This window comes from Rhodonellum psychrophilum GCM71 = DSM 17998, from assembly GCF_000381545.1.
In the GTDB taxonomy this organism is placed as follows: Bacteria; Bacteroidota; Bacteroidia; order Cytophagales; family Cyclobacteriaceae; genus Rhodonellum; species Rhodonellum psychrophilum.
Genome location: NZ_KB906696.1, coordinates 1 through 15,490 on the forward strand (window position 1 = coordinate 1; position 15,490 = coordinate 15,490).

At 39.5% G+C, this 15,490-nt stretch carries 14 protein-coding genes and 1 pseudogene; 9 read left to right on the top strand and 6 right to left on the bottom strand.

Translation table 11 applies throughout. From position 1 onward, the window contains the following. Positions 1–228, bottom strand: a pseudogene (locus tag F824_RS26465) (IS5/IS1182 family transposase); the annotation flags it as partial. 529 nt (positions 229–757) lie between these two features. On the opposite strand from F824_RS26465, the gene F824_RS0123030 reads away from it, so the two are divergent. Next, entirely contained in the window at positions 758–1,219 is a 462-nt protein-coding gene (locus tag F824_RS0123030) for a cold-shock protein (RefSeq protein WP_019600303.1), read from the top strand. Between the two features lie 90 nt (positions 1,220–1,309). Further along, entirely contained in the window at positions 1,310–1,795 is a 486-nt protein-coding gene (locus F824_RS0123035) for a hypothetical protein (protein WP_019600304.1), read from the top strand. A gap of 8 nt (positions 1,796–1,803) precedes the next feature. Here the strand turns inward: F824_RS0123035 and F824_RS0123040 are convergent, their stop codons facing one another. The 3 genes from F824_RS0123040 to F824_RS27620 all read right to left on the bottom strand — a co-directional run bounded on the left by F824_RS0123040 (position 1,804) and on the right by F824_RS27620 (position 2,881). Next, positions 1,804–2,253, bottom strand: coding sequence for a hypothetical protein (locus F824_RS0123040; RefSeq protein WP_019600305.1), 450 nt, complete (start codon positions 2,251–2,253; stop codon positions 1,804–1,806). Positions 2,254–2,261: 8 nt separating this feature from the next. Then, the gene (locus tag F824_RS0123045) at positions 2,262–2,606 is read right to left on the bottom strand and encodes a hypothetical protein (protein WP_139189918.1); all 345 of its coding nucleotides are present in this window, start codon (positions 2,604–2,606) and stop codon (positions 2,262–2,264) included. 119 nt (positions 2,607–2,725) lie between these two features. Beyond that, entirely contained in the window at positions 2,726–2,881 is a 156-nt protein-coding gene (locus F824_RS27620) for a lmo0937 family membrane protein (protein WP_019600307.1), read from the bottom strand. A 290-nt stretch (positions 2,882–3,171) separates the two neighbouring features. On the opposite strand from F824_RS27620, the gene F824_RS0123060 reads away from it, so the two are divergent. Both F824_RS0123060 and F824_RS0123065 read left to right on the top strand, forming a co-directional pair. After that, positions 3,172–4,158 (top strand): SAM-dependent methyltransferase, encoded by a 987-nt coding sequence (locus F824_RS0123060; RefSeq protein ID WP_019600308.1) that lies wholly within the window; start codon positions 3,172–3,174, stop codon positions 4,156–4,158. Positions 4,159–4,250: 92 nt separating this feature from the next. Further along, positions 4,251–5,351 carry a hypothetical protein gene (locus tag F824_RS0123065; protein WP_019600309.1) on the top strand — a complete coding sequence of 367 codons (1,101 nt, stop codon included), beginning with the start codon at positions 4,251–4,253 and terminating at the stop codon, positions 5,349–5,351. A 178-nt stretch (positions 5,352–5,529) separates the two neighbouring features. On the opposite strand, the gene F824_RS0123070 is transcribed toward F824_RS0123065, so the two are convergent. Continuing rightward, positions 5,530–6,012: a DinB family protein gene (locus F824_RS0123070; RefSeq protein WP_019600310.1), complete on the bottom strand. Its 483-nt coding sequence runs from the start codon at positions 6,010–6,012 to the stop codon at positions 5,530–5,532. Between the two features lie 165 nt (positions 6,013–6,177). Between F824_RS0123070 and F824_RS0123075 the strand changes: the two genes are divergently transcribed. The 3 genes from F824_RS0123075 (at position 6,178) to F824_RS0123085 (ending at position 10,466) form a co-directional block, all read left to right on the top strand. Next, entirely contained in the window at positions 6,178–6,654 is a 477-nt protein-coding gene (locus F824_RS0123075; RefSeq protein ID WP_019600311.1) for a GAF domain-containing protein, read from the top strand. A 576-nt stretch (positions 6,655–7,230) separates the two neighbouring features. After that, positions 7,231–8,367, top strand: coding sequence for an acyltransferase family protein (locus F824_RS0123080; RefSeq protein WP_019600312.1), 1,137 nt, complete (start codon positions 7,231–7,233; stop codon positions 8,365–8,367). 629 nt (positions 8,368–8,996) lie between these two features. Next, positions 8,997–10,466 carry an SLC13 family permease gene (locus tag F824_RS0123085; protein WP_019600313.1) on the top strand — a complete coding sequence of 490 codons (1,470 nt, stop codon included), beginning with the start codon at positions 8,997–8,999 and terminating at the stop codon, positions 10,464–10,466. 261 nt (positions 10,467–10,727) lie between these two features. Here the strand turns inward: F824_RS0123085 and F824_RS0123090 are convergent, their stop codons facing one another. After that, the gene (locus tag F824_RS0123090; RefSeq protein WP_019600314.1) at positions 10,728–11,246 is read right to left on the bottom strand and encodes a hypothetical protein; all 519 of its coding nucleotides are present in this window, start codon (positions 11,244–11,246) and stop codon (positions 10,728–10,730) included. A 133-nt stretch (positions 11,247–11,379) separates the two neighbouring features. On the opposite strand from F824_RS0123090, the gene F824_RS0123095 reads away from it, so the two are divergent. Both F824_RS0123095 and F824_RS0123100 read left to right on the top strand, forming a co-directional pair. Continuing rightward, positions 11,380–12,972 carry an ATP-dependent DNA ligase gene (locus F824_RS0123095; RefSeq protein ID WP_019600315.1) on the top strand — a complete coding sequence of 531 codons (1,593 nt, stop codon included), beginning with the start codon at positions 11,380–11,382 and terminating at the stop codon, positions 12,970–12,972. Continuing rightward, entirely contained in the window at positions 12,962–15,409 is a 2,448-nt protein-coding gene (locus F824_RS0123100; protein ID WP_019600316.1) for a ligase-associated DNA damage response DEXH box helicase, read from the top strand. The genes F824_RS0123095 and F824_RS0123100 overlap by 11 nt, the downstream gene beginning before the upstream one ends. The last annotated feature ends 81 nt before the right edge of the window (positions 15,410–15,490 follow it).

Sequence of the window (15,490 nt, forward strand, 5' to 3'; positions counted from 1 at the left end):
GACATCTGACAAGGTATAAATGGTTTTGAGCAACAGATACTTAAACATCCGAACAGGACTGTGTGCCATACGTCCATTATTAGAGCAGTATTTATCAACTAACTCTTGGTAAACAAAACTAAAGTCAATGATATCATTGATCTTTCTAAGAAGATTGTCCTTTGGGACTATCAAGTCATAGATGGAACTGTATTGGCTGAACTTAATCTCTTGTTGATGTAATAACATGATATTGAGTTATTTGTATATTAAAATATACAAAAAAAAGGTGTAGAAAAGTAATTTTCCTACACCTTTTTTACTAACATTTTATCAAAGGACTTTTTCAGTGGCCTCGGGAGACAATCCTGCTTCTTTTTTGATTCAAGACCAAAAGACAAATAATTAAATTACTAACTTAGTTTTATCAGACGATTGATTTTCGACCCAAAATGTCCTAAAGGGAGACTGAACGATGATAAACAGGATTTATCCATTTATTAATCCCATATTTTCATAACATAACCGTCCACAAAATAGGAAAAAACTAAAATTTCTCGGTACTTTGTATTCCTTACAGCTATTCTGATAAGAATCTGTTTAGGTTCCCTAAATATTGACAAAAGTTTTTTAATCTTAAAGTTATAAACTTCAGCCATATTCAGTAAAAAGTTTATTTTTATTGGACGTATCAGGGAACACTGATGGGACCTTAAGGGTTAGGGAATTGAAGGGGAATTATTGAAAGAACATCATTATCAAACAACAAAAATTATAAATGGCAAAATCGAGAGAAACTTTTAACAAAAAAGAAAAGGAAAAGAAAAGACTCAAAAAGAAGCAGGACAAAGATGAGAAGAAAGTTGCCCGTAAGGCCAACACAGATAAAAGCGGAGATCTAGATGATATGATCGCCTATGTTGATGCAGATGGAAACATTACCTCAACTCCTCCTGATCCTCTGAAAAAGAGAGTTGTCATTGCCGAGAATATCCAGATTGGGGTTTCGAGACAAGAGGACATTGAGCCTGAAGATCCAACCAGAAAAGGTACGGTAACCTTCTTCAACTCATCAAAAGGTTATGGTTTTATCAAAGACCAGGAATCACAGGAAAGTATTTTTGTCCACTTGAACGGCTGCATAGACAGTATTCAGGAAAGCGACAAAGTGACTTTCGAAACTGAAAGAACGCCCAAAGGTCTGAGCGCAATAAAAGTGAAAATATTGGATAAGGTTTAATTATCCAATATTTTTTAATTTCTTCCTTTATCGACTGAAATTCCCGATCAATTTTAAATACCCAATCAAGTTTTTGATTCTATTGGATACATGAAAATAGCAAGTCTGGCAGATATCAAAAAGGAGTTGAATTTTTTATCGGAAAAAGAACTCATAGCCCTCATTACAGATTTGTCCAAATTCAATATGGACAATAAAAAATATTTATTTTTTAAACTTTATGAACGGGACAATCCTAGGCTTTTCATCGAAATGGTACAGGAGGAACTCAAGAGTGAATTCCAAAATGCCAATATCAGCCATTACCATCTCGCCAAAAAATCCGCGCAGGGCATCCGAAGAAAGCTCAATAAATTTTTGAAAATCTCCAAGGACAAAGCTGCTCAAATTGAGTTGATCATCGATTTTTGCAAAATGTTGCAGGAATATGGTTACCTCCGGTTTCGACATCCCGTCATTGACAACCTATACAAAGTACAAGTCGGAAAAGTCGAAAAATTGATCAGCGGACTTCATGAAGATCTTCAATATGATTTTCAGGACAATCTAGATGACTTAAAAGATTACGTTAGATAATTTACATCTCAATTCTCTGGATCTTGATATGTAATATCTTTGGAATCTGGCGTGATGTCAATAATTTGTTTCCTAGGCCTTTTTAGTTTTGTTTGGATAAAACCGATAATCTTGTTTTTCACCTTTTCCACTTTTTCTGGATTATGGGAAAGCACATTGGTTATTCCAAGCATCAAGGCTGTGCCAATGATGGTCTTTGCAGGTCCGGCAGATGCGCCAACAAGTATTTTTTTCAGAACCAAACCACTCGAAAGGCCCAAAGTGGTATTCAACAAGTTCTGCTTTACTTCCGGAGATTCTGTCGCTTTTTTGAAGGTGTTTTTGATCAGGTTCAAGGGCTTGAGGTTATCAGAGACAAGGTGGAACTCCGCCTTGAGCAATCTCAAATCCTCTTCCCGTTTTCTTTCCAATGCCCAAATCGCAGCATTCAGGTCGGTTTCTGATTTTATTTTTTTCATGATTGGGTCTAATCTAAAATTTGGGAGATGAGTAAATTACTGACGGGTTTTTCTACCCATTTGTGAAGGAAAAAATAGAAAATGATGCTGATAAGGAAATAAAAGGCCCCAACTACAAAAAATCCATAATAAAGTTTTCCCAAAAGATCTCCGAGATAAAGAGATAAGCCAACACTGGATACCAGCAAGAACATTGAAACCATCAGCATGAGACCCATTCTCGCCACCAAAGTCGTCATTATTTTTGATGTTATGGCGACCGTTTTTAGCTTGGACAGTTCAAGGGTGGTTTTGCCAAAAGTCTCAATCCTTTCATACAAAGCATCTATTGATCCTGATTTAATGGTTTCCATAAGATTTATTTTAGTTTTACTTTTCCTTGACTTCAAAAACAGTACCCAATAAAAAAACAGGAAAGGAATATTTTTCCAATCCTGTTCCAAAGTTGGTGATCTTGCAATCCTTTTGTTTTTTAAACGATTCTTCCTCCTTGTATCACCCTTAAAATGACAGCTATAATGGCAATAACGAGAAGAACATGGATCAAACCACCCGCACTGTAGCCGATAAAACCGATTGCCCAGGCAATGATTAAAATCACTGCGATAATATAAAGTAAATTTCCCATAATGTTAAAAATTTAGTTTGAAAGATTGGAATTGGTGTTTTACTGTAATTCACAAATAATTTATTGATTTATTGAGACAATGAAAAACATTCTGTACACTATTTTGTCAATTGCTAAATTTCATAAGGTTTTTTTTGAGACTTTGGGTGTTTTTATTTTTTTGCGTAAAAAATTTCTTGAATCGGGAATATGTTTTAAAGGTTTTATTACTTAAATTAAATATATTATTACATTAAGAGAGAAATGAGTTCTATTTAATCATTTATTTTTCACTCTTTAATCAAATAAAAATGGGATCAGATCAGTTAAAACCGGAAACTTTGACAGATAAGTGGATTGGTTCAAGTGTCAGCGAAAGAGAGGGACAAACTTGGGACAAGAAAAAGGAAATGGATTTCACTTATTCCAACATTGACAAATTTATCCGGCTGAGTTTAGGGGAAAATGCCCACTTCAGCAATGCCATGTACAATGGAGATTTCACCCTAAGTTTGGACGAGGCCCAAAAAAGAAAGTATGATTTTGTGATTGATCAATTGGGGATCAAGGCTGGAACCAAAGTATTGGACTTGGGTTGTGGCTGGGGAGGTTGGCTCAAATATATCAGGGATACTGTTGGCGCAAACGGTGTAGGAGTGAATCTCTCTGATGCTCAAACAGCCGCCTGCATTGAATCTGGGCTTGATGTTTACCTCAAGGATGCCAGATACATCAAACCACAGGATTTCGGTTTATTTGATGCAGTCACGGCTTTTGGGAGTTTCGAACATGTGGCTTCTGTCAAGGATTATTTGAATGGCAATCAGGACGAGGTTTACGATGATTATTTCAAGCACATTTACAACCTTCTTCCCAAAGGGGGGAGGTTTTATATGCAATCCATGGTTTTTGGTAAAAATATGATTCCCTTTGAGGAGATCGATATCAATGCTCCCAAAGGCTCAGATAGTTACATCATGGCACTTTTGCTCAAACATAATCCCGATTCATGGATACCCTATGGTCACGAACATATCCTAAGGGTAGCTGAACCCTATTTTAAGAAAGTTTTTTACAGTGACGGACGACTGGATTATATCAAGACCAATCGGGAGTGGACTAAATTATTCTATAAATTCGACCTAAAAAAATACCTTTGGTTTGCTTCATTGGTCCCCAAACTGATTACCGATAAGGAATTTAGGCACCAACTCGCCGTACTCAGGGTTAGACCAAACAGGGTTTGCTTCGAGAGGGAAATTATGGGACATGCAAGATTGGTATTTGAAAAGAAATAAACCAAAATTTTGAAGGGAAAACCGAAGCCTTGCAATAAAAATATTCGAAAAGAGAATAAAACTGTTGAAATGGCATTCCGTTTACTTTAATTATGCATGAAAAATTATTGGGTCTTTTGATCCTCCTGATAAGTTTGATCACTCCGTTAAAAGCGCAGGAAATCAGTTTTGGATTAAAAAGGAACGCACTGGACTTGCCAGAGCGTATTTTTGAGTTGGTAGAAGTGGTTGACGCAAGACGCAATAAACCGGCGTTGGGCAAAATCTATACCTCTTCCAATCAATCCGTTTTATATGGATTAGAAGGTGGTCTTCAAGAAGGGCTCAAGCAATTTTATAACAATGCCGTCCCGAAAAAAGGTGAAATTCGTCGCATCCAATTGCATGTACTGGAATTTGCCATCGTTGAGCAAAAGCAAGGGAATTCGGTGGCATCAGGGGATATCAAAATGAAATTTGCTTATTACCTTGAAGGTGCTTTTCAGCCTATACATTTGGTTGATTATGAGGCAGGAATGAATTACAGACGATCGATCAACCGGACTGATTTGGTAGGAAATGTTCTAAACCAAGGCATAAAAAAATCAGTTCAGTTTTTGAATGATTGGATAAGAGATCAGGCGGCAGACGACCGAAGGCTAGCCAATAAGGTCCGCGTGGAAATTATTGAAAAAGATCGGATCAACCATCCTGACACTGTTTTTTATAATGCCAATAAACCCATTTCCTTTCAAGATTTTAGGGATAGGCCCAATGTGGCTAGTCGATTCAATGCCACAATTTTCACCAGTTTATCTTTGGAAGGAGCCTCCTTTGTTCAGGAAGGGACAATTATTCTGCCTTTGGAGGTAAAAGTCTATATGCTTCCCGGGTCATCTTGGATAAAAAGCGGTGGCCAAAGTGAGTACACTTTGAACCATGAACAACGGCATTTTGATGTCACCAAGATCGTAGGAAATCGATTGGTTGAAAAGCTTAAGTATATGGATTTGAATCCCGACAACTATGAAGGTTTGGTAAACGATGCATTTTTGGATGCTTTTCGGGAAATGAACCGGCTACAGGAAATATATGATGGTCAGACACGCCATGGTTTGGACCATGGGGCTCAATCTCGCTGGAATACGATACTTGATCAAGCTTTGGAAGGAAATATGACCAGTGTGGAATTGGAATTAATGAAAGGGAAATAAGTTTGATCCGTGTTTGGCTTTACAAATTTAATTCTAACCTGAAATCACTTCATAATCAGTCTCAGTTTATTATTTTTGACTTCACCAAATCGTCTGATTTTCTGACAGTTTGAACCCCTATTGGCGAACCTAATGCATATTTCGCGTTTAAATCCAGAAAGGAAGGTAAAGGAAGTATTCAGGATTCGGCTTCTAACATCCTTAAGATGATCATCAATTGACCAGTATGGTAGGCATTGTGTTCAAGAATGAGCAATGCTTCCCGGAAAAGGGTTTGTCCAGTTCCATAGGGAAAGGGATGCAAAAGACTTTTGGTGTTGTTTAAAAGGAATGCATTGAATTTTTCCCGATCATCAAAAAAATCCTTTTGGGTATTGATCCAGTGTTCGGGAGAATCAGGAAGGTCATTTGTTGGCCAGTATTCTTCAGGCCAGCTGAGCTCTTTGTAATTGGAAGAAGTAGAGAATTCCAAAATGTCTTTTTGGGCAATCCGCATGTGCTCAAATACTTGCCAGAAAGAGTAGGGGAGTCCTGAAAATTTTAAACCAAGTTCTTTAAATTTTATCTTACTGAGAATTTCCTCAATCTTGACAAAGGCATTGCCTCCTAAGATATGTTGGATCAGGAGAGGCGAGAATGATTCTGGCTGGTTGGAGCTCATTTTAAGAATTTTAATATTTATAGAAACGAAGTATATTTAGGATGAAAGTTATAGAAACCAATTTGTTTTTGGTATTCAAGGCTTATAATTTCACGAAGATTTTGACTATCATTGAGAAATCTAATGTATTTAATATTTAGTTTTTATAATCAATAAAATCATTTTATGGCTTTATCGGCTTCAATTCTTGACATTTTAAAAGAATCCACAAGTCCAATGCATTGGCAAAAGGTGTTGACAACCCTTATCTCGGAATTTGGTTGCTCCACAGGCACGTTGCATTCTTTTGACAAGGAATCCCAACACTTGGTACTGATGGCCCAGCAAGGAATTCCTGAATTTCTACTCCCTAAAATGTCTAAAATTCCCATAGGAAAAGGAATGGCAGGGATTGCGGCTGAGCGCAGAAAGCCTGTGGAAATGTGCAACCTCCAGACCGACGACACAGGAGTAGCCCGACCAGCGGCGAAAGAAACAAAGGTAGAAGGTTCTATTGCTGTACCGATGTTGCTTAATGGGGAGTTGTATGGGGTTTTGGGGATTGCCAAGCCGGTTTCGTATGATTTCACCAAAGACGAAAGTGATATGCTGTTGGAAATAGGAGAGTCAATCGGTAGGATTCTCAAATCCGAAACTGTTTAACCCGAATTCCAAGACAGCGGAAAAGTTACGGAAAACATCGAACTTGAGGTAAGTTAGATGGGATATGCTTTAGGTTTCATAATAGGGGGGCAAACTGACAGGAAATCAGACGATTTGGAGAATAAGGCCTGGTCCTCCAATATGGTGAAGTCGAACACAGCATCCATCTGATTGATTATTAATCAATTTCAAGTGGGAAATTGAATTGGTAATGCATAAAACAGGTTTAATTGGATAAGCATTACAATTAAGATCAGATTGATTTTATATGGACCGGAAGGGTTTGTTTGAATCAAAGTTATTTTTTTCAAATTGGAGATGTGGCTTTTGCAACTCAATCGGGTGAAACCTAAGCAGTACATTTCTTCGAAGCCAAGTCTTTGAGGAAGAACATCGGATTAAAAATTGCAATTGGATTTAGATAGGATGCGGTTGGCTATATTGTATGAATTGAATTTTGTAAGCCGGAAAAGAAATTGAAAACTACCGGCTATTTTTTTTCAGTGTCAATAGACAAAGAAGCCGGCCTTTTTTGAGGAGACGAATCAATTAGTTTTTTAAATAAAATACTGTAATATGGAAAACAAAAGATTAGTATCACTTGATGCTTTCAGAGGCTTTACCATTGCAGCCATGATACTTGTAAATTTTCCAGGTGACTGGAATTATGTTTTCAGTCCATTGCGGCACAGTGAATGGTGGGGTATTACGTTTACAGACGTCATTGCGCCTTTTTTCTTATTTACAGTTGGTGTTTCTATCGCCTTGGCTTATTCCAAGCGACTTGAGGCGGGAAATAAACCGCAGGAAATGTATAAAAAACTGTTTATACGCGCCATAAAAATATTCATGGTGGGAATGATCCTAAATTTAGGCCCCTCGCAAGGCTTCGATTCTCAGGTAGATGATTTTGGAATACTGGCTAATTTCAGTTGGGAAGAAGTGCGCTGGGCGGGCACATTGCAGCGTATTTCCATTGTTTTCCTGGTTTGTGGCTTTTTGTTTTTACACACAAGTTGGCGTATGCAGGCCGCTATCGGTGCGATGGTGTTGGTGCTTTATTCCCTAGCAATGCTGTTAATTCCAACTCCTGGGTATGACAAAGCAATGCTTGAACCCGGTGTTAATCTCGCAGCTTGGGTTGATCAGCAGTTACTTCCCGGGAAAATGTGGCGGGGAACATGGGATCCGGAGGGTATACTTAGCACATTCCCTTCTATTGTTACCGGCATCACGGGTTTGATTGTTGGAAGACTTCTGCTTACAAAACAACCCATTGAAGCAAAAGTTAAAACGCTTTTGTTCTCGGGGTTTATCTCATTTATTATTGGTATTGTGTTGACCTGGAACTTTGGGCTAAACGAAAATCTCTGGACGCCTTCATTTGTATTGTTTACTTCAGGAATGGCAGCCATGACACTCGCTTCTTCTATCTATGTGATTGATATGGGGAGCAATCAAAATTGGGCACAATTTGGAGTGGTCTATGGTATGAATGCCATCACCGTGTATGTTTTGGCTGATCTCTTGGCAATTATTTTTTATTATCTCTCATTTGGTGAGCATTCATTGAATGCCCATTTTTTCAATGCATTTACTTCCATTGGCATTGCGCCTAAAGTGGTCAGTTTGCTTTACGCGTCAATTTTTGTGGGTATCAATTTCATTCCGGCTTGGTTTCTTTTTAAACGAAAGATATTTATCAAACTTTAAACCCGAATTCTAAGACATCGAAAAAGTTACGTAAAGCATCTAACTTGATTGAGTTAGATGGAAATAGGCATTGGGATTTCCTATTGGGGTTGGAACTGTAAGAAAATCAGACTAAATAGCAAACAACTGATTGATTGCTAAGTAAATATGGAGTGGAATTGAATGGATAATGAAATGGAGGAAAGACGTATTGCTTAGGTGGTTTACTCGATCAATTTGGGCCTAGGAGACAATAAGAAGAAATTCAAGCAAGATCCAGATTCAGGTCAGTTGTTAAATTCAAAATATGCGTTGTGTTAGCTGATGGGATTGAAACTAGATAACCAATAGGGTCAAGGCAAAAAAAGCAAACAACTGAATATTCATTAATCAACTTCAGGTCAGATTGAAATTGGTATTTCAAATCACTTGTGTAACCTTTAAAGCTGCCGTTAATTATCAATTGGTATACGGTGGGATTTTTTTGGATCTGAATGCAACCAACATGTACGGTTCTCGCAGGCAGCGCTCTTTAAAAGTTATATAATTTACATTATGTTAAATAGAGTGATTCATATATGCTGCATTCCTCTCCATCCGTTTGAAATTCATGATTTTTTAAGTATCCTTATGCTCAATTTAAAAATGAAATGTCCCAAATAAAATCCGCACAGGTTGGCCTCTACCTAGGTCCTCTATTCTTCTTGTTCATCCTACTTTTTCTTTCTCCCAAAGGCATGTCTCCTGAGTCTTTGTCTATGCTGGCTGTGACGGCTTGGGTAGCCACCTGGTGGATTACTGAGTCCATACCCATCGCAGCGACGGCATTGTTGCCCTTGATTTTGTTGCCGCTCTTGGGAGCGCTGAATATTTCCGACACCGCCTCATCTTATGCGCATCCCATGGTTTTGCTCTACATGGGTGGATTTATGATTGCGGTCACCATTGAAAAATGGAATTTGCACAAAAGGATTTCTTTAACCATTATTGCTTTTATAGGAACAAATATCCAAAGGATCATCCTGGGATTTATGGTTGCCACAGCTTTCCTATCCATGTGGATTTCGAATACTGCCACAGTATTGATGATGCTCCCTATAGCTGTTGCCGTGGTGAGCCAGCTTTCCAATGGTTTGAAAGAAACTGGTGCAATCAACCCATCAAGGATTGGTAAAGCATTGATGTTGGGCATTGCTTACAGCGCTTCCATAGGTGGAATGGCCACATTGATTGGAACGCCAACAAACATTATCTTGGCCAGTGTAGTCAAACAATTGTATGCCTATGAAATTTCCTTTTCCCAATGGATGCTCTTTGGTTTGCCTATCTCAATTCTGTTATTGGGGATTTGTTGGTTCTATTTGGTCAATTTGGCCTATCCCTTTCCGAAAAATTTCTCGATTTCTGGTGGAAAAGAAGAAATCGAAAATCAAATCAAACAACTTGGTCCGATATCTACAGAAGAAAAAAGAGTTTTGTGGGTTTTCGGTTTGGTGAGTTTTTCGTGGATAGCAAGATCCTTGATTTTACAGGATTTACTACCTGACCTTGATGATACCATTATCGCGATCACGGGAGTGATTCTCCTTTTTGTCCTCCCCGCTTCTGATGGTAAAACTAAATTATTAGATTGGAAGACCGCCGAAAAGATCCCTTGGGGTATTTTATTGCTTTTTGGTGGTGGATTGTCTTTGGCTGAGGGATTCAAGGAAACCGGACTTGCCTCCTGGATTGGAAATCAATTCGTTTTCCTTGATTTTATAGCTTTTTGGCTTTTTCTTTTGATCATCATTGCAGCAGTTAATTTCTTGACAGAAATCACCTCAAATGTGGCCACGGCTTCCATGCTTTTGCCGATTTTGGCTGCCGTGGCTTATTCCATGGGTGTACATCCATTTGGACTTTTGGTCGCTGCAACCATGGCTGCGAGTTGTGCTTTTATGCTTCCGGTGGCGACTCCCCCAAATGCGGTAGTGTTTGGATCAGGTTATTTGACCATTCCGGATATGGTAAAAGCAGGCTTTTGGATGAATTTGATTTCAATTGCCATCATCACAATATTTTCTTACTTCATCTTGCCTATTTTATGGAACTTGGATTTGGGAAACTATCCTTTTTAAAAAGAGAACCCCGAAATATGCATTGGTCTTCCTAATAGGGTTGCAACCGAAAGAAATTCAATGCTTTATGGATTAAGGAAAATTACCGATATGGTGAAGTCAAAAAAAGTGTACAACTAATTGATTATTAAAGAATTTTAGATTGGAATAGAATTGGTAATGAATGAAACAGGTTAAAAGGATATGCAATTGAAGTTGCCAATTTTAAATCCCCCTACCCCATTCCAGAAAATGATAAAGCTTACCTGATTTATCGTCAGTCTAATTACCCAAATACGGTGAGCAAACGGTGATCATTTCCCTATTGAATGCATCAAGGCTATTGTCATTGTTGCCAACGTTGCCTACACTTAGGATGACTCCATATTCAGGTCCACTGTCAGCAAGATGAACTTTAATATGTCCATCAAAATTCTTGAAATCACTGAAGGTCAAATTCCTTCCGTCAGATAAAGGACCCAGAACGGTTTCACTTTTCAAATCCTTGATGTTCACGGGATTCAAAAGATGAGCTATGGGTGCATCGGGACTGTCAAACCCGCCAAAATGGAGATGAGTAGGAAAAAAATACTCTCCAGCATCTTTTTTACCGGACAATACAATGGACAACTCAAGCGATCCATTCGCCAATTCCCTAACATTTACTTTCCCTTGATAATCAAATTCAGAACCTTGGTAAAGCGCATATTCAAGTTTATTGCTGGTGTATTTTTGTTCCTCTTCTGGTTGACAGGAAACCAGTACAACTGCCATCAATAAATAAAAAGCCAACTTTTTCATTTCTTCTGTGTTTTGAATTAATAACGACCGAATCGAGGATTTGGTTAATTTCACACCTGAATTTATTCAATTTAATGAAGATTCAATGTGATTTTCATCACTTTAAATAAATGACTTGATTTAAACAAAGCCAATGAAGCATTTTGCACTTCTTTTTTCCAATTTGGATCAGAGCAACAAAACCAGTGATAAGCTGGCTGCTTTGGGGGATTATTTTGCACATGCGGTGGATCAAGATCGTTTATGGGCCATAGCACTCTTCACCAACAAACGTCCTAAAAGGCAGATCAATACCCGATTGATGCGGGAATGGTGCTGTGAATGGGCGGAAATTCCCATGTGGCTGTTTGAGGAATCCTATCATTCCGTTGGTGATTTGGCCGAAACACTATCCTTGCTTTTGCCTATTTCTGAGGAGATTCGGGAAGAATCTCTCTCCTATTGGATTCAATATTTGGTTGGGCTGGAAGGATTGGATGAGATTGAAAAAAAAGAAAAAATCATTTATGCCTGGAAATCCCTAGGCAAAGATGGCCGCTTTATTTTCAACAAAATCATCACTGGAGGTTTTCGGGTTGGAATCAGCCAAAATTTGATCACCCAAGCAGTGGCAAATACCTTTGCGATGGAGAAAACAGAAGTTGCCCATAGAATTATGGGCGATTGGCATCCCAACACGGTGAGTTTCCAGGATTTGATTTTAGCCAAAAATTTTTCTGATGACCTTTCCAGACCTTATCCGTTTTATTTGGCCTATTCGGTTGACAAGGAATTGGAGGACCTTGGATCCATTCAAGACTGGCAGATAGAATGGAAATGGGATGGGATCCGCGGCCAGATTATCAAGAGGAATGGGGAAGTTTTTGTTTGGTCAAGAGGGGAAGAATTGATTTCAGAGAAATTCCCAGAATTGATGGAAATGGCAAAGAAATTACCCAACGGAACTGTACTGGATGGAGAAATCCTTGCCTTCCAAAATGGGCAACCCCTACCCTTTTCCAAATTGCAAACCAGGATAGGGAGAAAGAATCTCAGCAAGAAAATATTGAAGGAAGCACCTGTAAGTTTTATCACCTATGATATTTTGGAAAGCCAGGGGAAAGATATCCGAGGATTTTCCATGGGAGAAAGAAGAGCAATTTTGGAGAAAATCGTTTTTGAAACAAAGGAGGAAAATCTACTGATTTCGGTACAGGTGAAAGCCTTGAACTGGCATGAATTGCGTGAACTTCACCTAGAGGCCAGAAAAATGTTTGCTGAAGGTTTTATGCTGAAAAATATCCAATCGACTTACGGGGTTGGGAGAAAAAGAGGGGATTGGTGGAAATGGAAAACAGAACCCTTGACCATAGATGGTGTGGTCATTTATGCCCAGAAAGGACATGGCAGAAGGTCAAATCTTTATTCTGATTACACATTCGGGGTTTGGGATGGGGATAGATTGATCCCATTTGCCAAAGCCTACTCGGGATTAACCGATTTGGAAATACAGGAAGTAGACAAATATATCAAGCAAAACACGCTGGAACGCTTTGGTCCTGTGCGGACGGTAAAACCTGGGCTAGTCTTCGAAATCGCCTTTGAGGGAATTCAGGAAAGTCCCAGGCACAAATCCGGCATAGCACTTCGTTTTCCTCGCATCCAGCGCTGGAGACAGGACAAACCTGTATCGGAAGCAAACACTTTATCAGATCTAAAATCGTTGCTTTCCGAATATGGTGGATAAAGATTTGCGAATTGGCAAGGATTATTTTAAGAGTAAAGGATATCAGCCTTTTGCTTTTCAAACGGAGACATGGGAAGCTTACCTTATGGGTAAATCCGGGTTACTGAACGCACCTACGGGAAGCGGGAAGACTTTTGCACTCTGGATTCCGATCTTATTGGAATATATCCGAGACAATCCCGATGATTGGCAAAAGCCCAAAAAAAATGGTCTCCAGATCATTTGGGTCACCCCTCTACGGGCATTGGCACAGGACATTCAGAAAGCCATGCAGGAAGTTTGCCTTGAAATCGGTTTGCCATGGAAAGTTTCGGTAAGAAACGGTGACACGGATGCCAAACAGAAACTTTCCCAAAAAAGGAACCCGCCTGAATGTTTGGTGACTACTCCTGAGACCTTGCATATCCTACTTTCCCAAAAAGAAAACCAAAAGCTATTCGAAAACCTCAAATGTATCGTGGTGGACGAGTGGCACGAATTGATGGGAAACAAAAGAGGTGTTCAGGTTCAGTTGGCGGTCCAATACATCAAAGCAAGCTGTCCGCTTCCTCTAAAGCTATGGGGAATATCGGCTACCATCGGAAACTTGGAGCAAGCATGCGAAATCCTCGTTGGGAAAAACGCCCCGAGTGAAATCATCCGTGCCAAGATCAAGAAGAACATTACCATGCATACGGTCTATCCTGACGAGCTGGAAAAATATCCATGGTCCGGCCATTTGGGTATCAAGCTTTTGGATAAAATCATACCAATCATCGAAAGCCGATCCTCCCTACTGCTCTTCACCAATACCCGTGCGCAAACTGAAATCTGGTACCAAAAGATCCTGGAAAAAAGACCGGATTGGGCAGGATGGGTAGCCATGCACCATGGGTCTCTGGATCCTGCTGTAAGAGCATGGGTTGAAAATGCCCTGCATGATGGGCGGTTGAAAGTCGTTGTCTGCACTTCAAGTTTGGATTTGGGTGTGGATTTTAGGCCTGTGGATGCGGTCATTCAGATCGGGAGTCCAAAAGGAGTAGCAAGATTTGTCCAGAGAGCCGGCCGTTCGGGACATAGACCTGGGGTGCCAAGTGAAATCTATTTTGTACCTACCAACTCATTGGAGTTGATGGAGGCTGCCGCGCTCAGAATTGCGATCCAACAGGAGGAAATGGAAAATATCCATTGCCCCGAAAACACATATGATGTATTGATTCAGTTCCTGATTACTTTGGCTGTCGGTGAGGGATTTATTTTTGACCAAATCCTGGAAGTCATCCGAAATACCCATTCCTTCCAAAACATCAGCAAGGAAAACTTTGATTGGGTCATAGCATTCGTGACACATGGGGGTGAATCCTTAAGCGGATATGATGAATTCTCCAAAGTAGAAATAGAGGAAAATGGACTTTATAAAGTCAATAACAAAAAAACAGCCATGCGTCACCGGCTCTCCATGGGGACGATTGTGAGTGATCCGATGCTGAAGGTTAGGTTCAAGACTGGAGGCTATCTGGGAATGGTTGAGGAGAATTTTGTTTCAAAACTTAAATCTGGAGACCGGTTTTTCTTTGCAGGGAGAAATTTGGAATTCATCAAAATCAAAGAAATGAGTGCATTGGTACAACTTTCCAAGAAAAAAACGGTGAACGTACCCAGGTTTATGGGAGGTAGAATCTCGCTGACTTCCAAATTGGCTTTTAAAATCCGGGAAATTTTGGAAGCTGCCTCCCAGAATGATTTTTTGACCGAAGAAGCAGAATATATCGCTCCACTTTTGAAATTACAGGAGCGATTGTCTATGGTGCCTGGGCGCACCTTTTTGATAGAAAAGAACAATTCCAAGGAAGGATTCCATCTGTTTTTCTATCCTTTTGAAGGACGAGTTGTCCATGAAATTTTGGGCGCACTGGTGGCATATAGAATAAGCGTGAGTTATCCGATCAGTTTCAGCATAGCGATGAATGACTATGGCTTTGAACTGCTATCCGACATTGACATTCCGATCGAAGAAATTTTGGAACAAGATCTGTTTTCGGAAAAAAATCTCACCGAAGATATCCTGACCTGCATCAACGAAAGCGAAATGGCCAAAAGGAAATTCAGAGACATTGCGACCATTTCGGGATTGGTCTTTCAGGGATTTCCTGGCAAACCATTGAAATTTAAGCATCTTCAATCCACGTCGGGAATTCTTTATGGTGTGTTCCAAGAATATGATTCCACAAATTTGTTACTCGAACAGGCCCATCGGGAAGTTTTGGACCTTCAGATGGAGAAAGACAAAATTTTGGAGGCGATCCGGAAGATCAACCGACAAGAGATACAAGTTAGGTTTCCGGGGCAGTTTACCCCATTTTCATTTCCCATCATGGTTGATCGATTAAGGGCCACACTTTCTTCGGAAACACTCGAGGATAGGATTGTGAAAATGAAAGCTCATTTACTTGAATGAATTAATTGTGATTTGCTTTGATTTCGAGCAACTAAAACCTAGTTTCGATCGATTTATGATCCCTGTAAGCTTATCCCTTGA